This window comes from Thauera phenylacetica B4P (assembly GCF_000310225.1).
In the GTDB taxonomy this organism is placed as follows: Bacteria; Pseudomonadota; Gammaproteobacteria; order Burkholderiales; family Rhodocyclaceae; genus Thauera; species Thauera phenylacetica.
Genome location: NZ_AMXF01000213.1, coordinates 1 through 6,999, shown reverse-complemented (window position 1 = coordinate 6,999; position 6,999 = coordinate 1). Strand labels below are relative to the sequence as shown.

The 6,999-nt window shown below is 71.9% G+C and carries 6 protein-coding genes and 1 pseudogene; all 7 read left to right on the top strand.

The features are described 5' to 3' along the window. Positions 1 to 113 (top strand): annotated as a pseudogene (locus tag C667_RS25190) (16S rRNA (cytosine(1402)-N(4))-methyltransferase); the annotation flags it as partial. Next, positions 113 to 379: a cell division protein FtsL gene (gene ftsL / locus C667_RS18490; protein ID WP_004375118.1), complete on the top strand. Its 267-nt coding sequence runs from the start codon at positions 113 to 115 to the stop codon at positions 377 to 379. The pseudogene C667_RS25190 and the gene ftsL, both read left to right, overlap by 1 nt. Next, on the top strand, positions 376 to 2,142 hold the full coding sequence (locus C667_RS18485; protein WP_004375117.1) for a peptidoglycan D,D-transpeptidase FtsI family protein: 1,767 nt from the start codon (positions 376 to 378) through the stop codon (positions 2,140 to 2,142). Before ftsL ends, C667_RS18485 begins: the two co-directional genes overlap by 4 nt. Next, on the top strand, positions 2,139 to 3,644 hold the full coding sequence (locus C667_RS18480; RefSeq protein WP_004375115.1) for a UDP-N-acetylmuramoyl-L-alanyl-D-glutamate--2,6-diaminopimelate ligase: 1,506 nt from the start codon (positions 2,139 to 2,141) through the stop codon (positions 3,642 to 3,644). Before C667_RS18485 ends, C667_RS18480 begins: the two co-directional genes overlap by 4 nt. Further along, the gene (locus C667_RS18475) at positions 3,641 to 5,053 is read left to right on the top strand and encodes a UDP-N-acetylmuramoyl-tripeptide--D-alanyl-D-alanine ligase (protein ID WP_004375113.1); all 1,413 of its coding nucleotides are present in this window, start codon (positions 3,641 to 3,643) and stop codon (positions 5,051 to 5,053) included. Before C667_RS18480 ends, C667_RS18475 begins: the two co-directional genes overlap by 4 nt. 1 nt (position 5,054) lies before the next feature. Beyond that, on the top strand, positions 5,055 to 6,143 hold the full coding sequence (mraY, locus tag C667_RS18470) for a phospho-N-acetylmuramoyl-pentapeptide-transferase (protein WP_004375111.1): 1,089 nt from the start codon (positions 5,055 to 5,057) through the stop codon (positions 6,141 to 6,143). Continuing rightward, on the top strand, positions 6,140 to 6,999 hold an 860-nt coding region (locus C667_RS18465; protein ID WP_004375109.1), incomplete at its 3' end, for a Mur ligase family protein. The genes mraY and C667_RS18465, both read left to right, overlap by 4 nt.

Genomic DNA, 6,999 nt, shown 5'->3' with positions numbered 1-6,999 from the left:
CGCGCCTGCGGCTCGTCGGCAAGGCGGCGCGTCCGGGCGAGGCCGAGGTCGCGGCCAACCCGCGTGCGCGCAGCGCGGTGCTGCGCGTGGCCGAGCGCACGGAGGCGCCCTGATGGTGCGCATCGACGCCGTCCTCGTCGCCCTCGCCGTCGCCAGCGCGCTCGGCGTGGTCGCCTCGCAGCACCAGGCGCGCCGCATCCATGGCGAGTACGAGCGCGAGCGCGTGCGCGCGCAGGCGCTCGAGGTCGAGTGGGGGCAGCTCCAGCTCGAGCAGAGCACCTGGGCGACCCACGGCCGTGTCGAGAAGCTCGCCCGCGATCGCCTGCACATGCAGTTGCCGCCCGAAGGGCAGGTGCTGGTCGTGGAGCCTCAATCATGAAAAAGCAACGTACGGTCACCTTCAATCACAACCCGCTGCTCAAGCGCGAGCTGCCGGCCTGGCGGCCGCGCATCGTCATGCTCGCGCTGATGGGATGCTCGCTGGCCTTGGTCGGGCGCGCGCTCTACCTGCAGGGGGTCAATGACGACTTCCTCCAGGCCAAGGGCGCGTCGCGCTATGCGCGCGTGCTCGAGGTGCCCGCCACCCGCGGCCGCATCACCGATCGCCACGGCGACATCCTCGCGGTGAGCACGCCGGTGCGCGCGGTGTGGGCCCTGCCGACGGATGCCCGCCTGGAGCCGGCCCAGGTGCGCGAGCTCGCGCGCCTGCTCGAGATGAACGTCAACGAGCTCAACGGCAAGCTCGCCGCGGGGCGCGACTTCGTCTACCTCAAGCGCCAGGTGCCGCCCGAGGTGGCGCAGGCGGTCGCCGACCTGCGCCTGCCCGGCATCCACCAGGAGAAGGAATACCGCCGCTACTACCCCGGCGGCGAGGTGATGGCGCACATCCTCGGCTTCACCGACCTCGAGGACCGCGGCCAGGAGGGCATCGAGCTCGCCTTCGACAAGCGCCTGTCGGGTCGCGCCGGTGCGCGCCGCGTGATCAAGGATCGCCGCGGCCAGATCGTCGAGGACGTCGAGGCCATCCGCCCGCCGCGCGATGGCGACGACGTGGCGCTGTCGATCGACGGCAAGATCCAGTACCTCGCCTGGTCGGCCCTGCGCGAGGCGATGGAGGAGCACAAGGCCAAGGCCGCTGCGGCCGTCGTGCTCGACGTGCGCAGCGGCGAGGTGCTCGCCCTGGTCAACGCGCCGACCTTCAATCCGAACAACCGCGCCAACCTGACCGGCGCGCAGCTGCGCAACCGGGTGTTTACCGACGCCTTCGAGCCCGGCTCGGTGATGAAGCCCTTCATCGCCGCGCTCGCGCTCGAGCGCGGCAAGGTCAGGCTCAACACCCCGATCGACACCGGCAACGGCCGCATGACCATCGGTACGGCGACCATCTCCGACACCAAGCGCCATGGCGTCATGACCATGGCGGAGGTCGTGCAGAAGTCTTCCAACATCGGCACCGTGAAGATGGCGCAGCAGCTCGGCTCCGAGGAGATGTGGCATCTGTTCGACCAGCTCGGCTTCGGCACCCCGCTCAACCTCGGCTTCCCCGGCGAGACCTCCGGTCGGCTGCGGCCCGCCAAGAGCTGGCGGCCGATCGAGCAGGCGACCATGTCCTACGGCCACGGCATCTCGACGAGCCTGATCCAGATGGCGCGCGCCTACCTCGTCTTCGCGCGCGAGGGCGAACTGGTGCCGCTGTCCCTGACCCGGGTGGATGCCGCGCCGAGTTCGGGGCGAAGGGTGTTCTCGGTCGAGACCGCACGCCAGATGCGCACCGTGCTGGCGATGGCAGTGGGCCCGGGCGGTACCGCGATTCGTGCCCAGGTGCCCGGCTACACGGTGGCTGGCAAGACCGGCACCGCGCACAAGCTCGAGGACGGCCGCTATGCACGCAAGTACATCTCCTCCTTTGTCGGCTTCGCGCCGGCGAGCCAGCCGCGGATCGTGGTCGCGGTGATGGTGGACGAACCCTCGGCCGGCAAGCACTACGGCGGCCTGGTCGCCGCGCCGGTGTTCTCGCGCATCACCGAGGGCACGCTGCGCACGCTCGGCGTCGCTCCCGACATGCCGCTGACCCCGCTCCAGCTCGCCCGCCGCGGTGCCGACGAGGCGGTGAGCGAAGGCAGCGGCCAGGAGAACATGTGAGCGCCGCGCAAGCCCTCGTCGTGCTCGAGCGCCTGCGTGCGCTCGGGGTGCAGGCTGACGACATCACCGCCGATTCGCGCAAGGTCGGCCCGGGTTGCGTGTTCGCGGCCTGGCCCGGCCAGCGTACCGACGGTCGCCGCTTCCTCGCCGACGCGGCCGCGCGTGGCGCGGCCGCGCTGTTGTGGGAGGACGGCGACGGCTTCGCTGCGCCCGCCCTCGCGGTCCCTGGCTTCGGCGTGCGCGGCCTGCGCGAGCTCGCCGGCCACCTCGCCCACGAGCTCCACGGCCGGCCCTCGCAGGCGCTGTGGCTGGCGGGGGTGACCGGCACCAACGGCAAGACCACCGTCTCGCAGATGCTCGCGCGCGCGCTCGGCGAGCTCGGTGCGCGCTGCGGCATCGTCGGCACGCTCGGCTCCGGCTTCCCCGATGCGCTCGAAGAAGGCCTCAACACCACGCCCGACGCGCTTGAGCTGCAGCGCTGGTTCGCCCGCTTCCGCGACCAGGGCGCGGTGGCCGCGGCGATGGAGGTGTCCTCGATCGGGCTCGACCAGGGGCGGGTCAATGGTGCGCAGTTCGACGTCGCGATCTTCACCAACCTGAGCCGCGACCACCTCGACTACCACGGCACCATGGAGGCCTACGCCGAGGCCAAGGCGCGCCTGTTCGAGCGCCCGGAGCTGGCGGCCTGCGTGATCAACATCGACGACCCCTGGGGCCTGGCGCTGGCGCGGCGGCTCGTCGCCGAGGGGCGCGCGGTGATCGCCTGCACGCTCTACGCCGCCAACGCCGATGCGGTGCCGGGCGCGCGCGTGCTGCGCGCCGATCGCCTGCAGGCGGCGCCCGCGGGGCTGCGCTTCACGCTGGTCTGGGAGGGGCGCGAGGCCGAAATCAGCGTGCGCATGGTGGCGCACTTCAACGTCTCCAACCTGATCGCGGTTGCCGGCGCGCTGCTTGCCCGCGGGGTGGCCTTCGACGAGTTGCCGCCGGTGCTCGGGCGGTTGGCGCCGCCGCAGGGACGCATGCAGCTGGTCGGCGGGGTGTGCGAGCCGCTGGTGGTGATCGACTACGCGCACTCGCCCGATGCCCTCGCCAAGGTGCTCGAGGCCTTGCGCGGCACGGTGCATAGCCGGCGCGGCCGCCTGACCTGCGTGTTCGGCTGCGGCGGCGACCGCGACCCGGGCAAGCGCCCGCTGATGGGCGAGATCGCCAGCGCGATCGCGGACCGCGTGGTGATCACCAGCGACAACCCGCGCTCCGAGGATCCGCAGTGCATCGTCGAGGCCATCGCCGCCGGCGCCGGGCCGGCGGCCGAACGCGTGGTCGACCGCGCGCAGGCGATCGCCCGCGCGGTGGGCGAGGCGCAGGCCGACGACGTGGTGCTGATCGCCGGCAAGGGCCACGAGCCGTATCAGGAAATCCTCGGCGAACGCCTGCCGTTTTCGGATCTGGAGCAGGCGAAGCGCGCGCTCGCCGCCTGGCACGCAAGGGAGAAAGGCCAATGATGAGCCTGCACGATGCCGCGCGCGCGCTCGCCGTCCATGGGGCGCGGGCGACCGGGGAAGGGCGCTTCGACAGCGTCGGCACCGACACCCGCGCGCTCGCGCCCGGGCAGCTCTTCGTCGCGCTGCGCGGCGAGCGCTTCGACGGCCACGACTTCGTCGCCGCCGCGGCCAAGGCCGGTGCGGCCGCGGCGCTGGTCGATGCCGCCTGGGCCGCCGGCAACGCGGACGCCGGCCTGCCCGTGCTGGTGGTGGACGACACCCGGCGCGCGCTCGGCACGCTGGCGGCGGCCTGGCGGGCGCGCTTCGCACTGCCGCTCGTCGGCGTCACCGGCAGCAACGGCAAGACCACGGTCAAGGAGATGTGCGCCGCGATCCTGCGTGCGCAGGCGAGCCGCGAGGGCTTCGGCGAGGAGTCGATCCTGGCTACCCGCGGCAACCTGAACAACGACATCGGCATGCCGCTGACCCTGCTCGAGCTGCGCGACTACCATCGCGCCGCCGTGATCGAGATGGGGATGAACCACCCCGGCGAGATCGGCTACCTGAGCGCGCTCGCCCAGCCCACCGTGGCCCTGGTGAACAACGCCCAGCGTGCCCACCTGCAGGGCATGGGCTCGGTCGACGAGGTCGCGCGCGAGAAGGGCGCGATCTACGACGGCCTGGGCGGCGCCGGCGTGGCGGTGATCAACGCCGACGATCCGCATGCCGGCTACTGGCGCGCGCTCAACGCCGGGCGGCCGATTGTGACATTCGGTATCGACCAGCCGGCGGACGTGTTCGCGCGGTGTACCCTGCGCGGCCTCGGCTCGCGGCTCGAACTCGACACCCCGCAAGGGAAGATCGATTTCGCCTTGCAGGTGCCGGGTCTGCACAACGTGCGCAACGCCATCGGCGCGGCCGCGGCCTGCCTCGCGGCGGGGGTCTCGCCCGAGGCGGTGGCCGAGGGGCTGGCGGGTTTCGCCGGCACCCGCGGTCGCCTGCAACGCCGTGCCGGGCCGCAGGGTGCGCTGATCCTCGACGATTCGTACAACGCCAATCCGGATTCGGTGCGTGCCGGCATCGACGTGCTCGCCGCCATGCCCGGCCACACCTGGCTGGTGCTCGGCGACATGGGCGAGGTCGGCGAGACCAGCGCCCAGGTCCATGACGAGGTCGGCGGCTACGCCAAGAGCAAGGGCATCGACGGCCTCTTCGCGCTCGGCGAGATGAGCGCGGTGGCGGCGCACAACTTCGGCGAGGGCGCGCGCCACTTCAGCTCGGTGGAGGCGCTGGTCAAGGCGCTCGCGCCGCGCCTGGATGCGGACTCGGTGGTGCTGGTGAAGGGCTCGCGCTTCATGCGCATGGAAAGGGTGGCGGATGCGCTTGCGGCAATGCACAATCCCGCCCCTTCAACGGAAACCGGCTCCTGACATGTTGTTGGAACTCGCTCTCTGGCTCAGCCAGGACATTCGTGGCTTCAACGTCTTCGGCTACATCACGCTGCGGACGGTGCTCGCCGCCCTCACGGCGCTGGCGATCTCGCTGCTCGCCGGCCCCGCCGTCATCCGCTGGCTGGCCGCCAAGAAGATCGGCCAGGCCGTGCGCGACGACGGCCCCAAGTCGCACCTCACCAAGGCGGGCACGCCCACCATGGGCGGGGCGCTGATCCTGATCGCGATCGGCATCACCATCCTGCTGTGGGGCGACCTGCGCAACGACTACGTGTGGGTGACCCTGCTCGTGACCCTGGGCTTCGGCGCCGTGGGCTGGGTGGATGACTGGCGCAAGGTGGTGCACCGCGACCCGAAGGGGCTGGCGAGCCGCTGGAAATACCTGTGGACCTCGGCGATCGCGCTCGCCGCGGCGATCTACCTCGGCATCAGCGCCGACACCCCGGCCGAGACCGAGCTGATCGTGCCCTTCTTCAAGGCCGTGGCCTATCCGCTGGGAATCTTCGGCTTCGTCGCGCTGACCTATTTCGTCATCAACGGCACCAGTCACGCCGTCAACCTCACCGACGGCCTCGACGGCCTGGCGATCATGCCCACGGTGATGGTGGCCGGTGCGCTGGCGATCTTCGCCTACGTCGCCGGCCACGCCGGCTTCTCCAAGTACCTCGGCGTGCCCTACGTGGCGGGGGCGGGCGAGCTCGCGGTGTTCTGCGGCGCGATCTGCGGCGCCGGCCTCGGCTTCCTGTGGTTCAACGCCTACCCGGCGGAGGTCTTCATGGGCGACGTCGGCGCGCTCGCGCTCGGCGCCGCACTCGGCACCATCGCGGTGATCGTGCGCCAGGAGATCGTGCTCTTCATCATGGGCGGCCTCTTCGTCGCCGAGACCCTGTCGGTGATGGTGCAGGTGCTGTACTTCAAGGCCACGGGCGGCAAGCGCATCTTCCGCATGGCGCCGCTGCACCACCACTACGAGCTGAGTGGCTGGAAGGAGACCCAGGTCGTGGTCCGCTTCTGGATCATCACCATCATGCTGGTGCTGTTCGGCCTGTCGACGCTGAAGCTGCGATGAGCGCACTCACGGGCAAACACGTCCTCGTCCTCGGGCTCGGCGAATCGGGCCTGGCCATGGCACGCTGGTGCGCGCTGCGTGGCGCGCGCGTGCGCGTGGCCGACAGCCGCGCCGCGCCGCCCGGGGTGGAGGCGCTGAAGGCGGACGCGCCGCTCGCCGAGGTCTTCGTCGGCGGCTTCGGCCACGAGGTGCTCGACGACGTCGACCTGGTCGCGCTCAGCCCCGGGCTCGACCCCCGCGTCGGGGTCGCCGCCGAGGCGCGCCGGCGCGGCCTGCCGATCGCCGGCGAGATGAGCCTGCTCGCGCAGGCGCTCGACGAGCTCGGCGTGCGGGCGCAGACGCGCATCCTCGCAATCACCGGCACCAACGGCAAGACCACCACCACCGCGCTCACCGCCGCGCTCGCGCAGTCCGCCGGCCTCGACGCGGTCGCCGCCGGCAACATCAGCCCGGCGGCGCTCGATGTGCTGATGGAGCGCCTCGAGATCGGCGCCGCGCTGCCGGCGTGCTGGGTGCTGGAGCTCTCCAGCTTCCAGCTCGAGACCATGCTGGGCCTGGACGCCGAGGCGGCGACCGTGCTCAACGTTACCGACGATCACCTCGACCGCTACGCCGGCCTGGACGAGTACGCCGCCACCAAGGCGGCGATCTTCCAGGGCGAGGGCGTGCAGGTGCTCAACCACGAGGACGCGCGCGTGGCCGCGATGGCGCTGCCCGGCCGGCGCACGCTCCGCTTCGGCACCACGCCGCCGGCGCGCGACACCGACTACGGCCTGGCCGAGCTCGACGGTCGCGCCTGGCTGATGCACGGCGACCAGCGCCTGCTCGCGCTCGACGAGCTGCCGCTCGCCGGCCG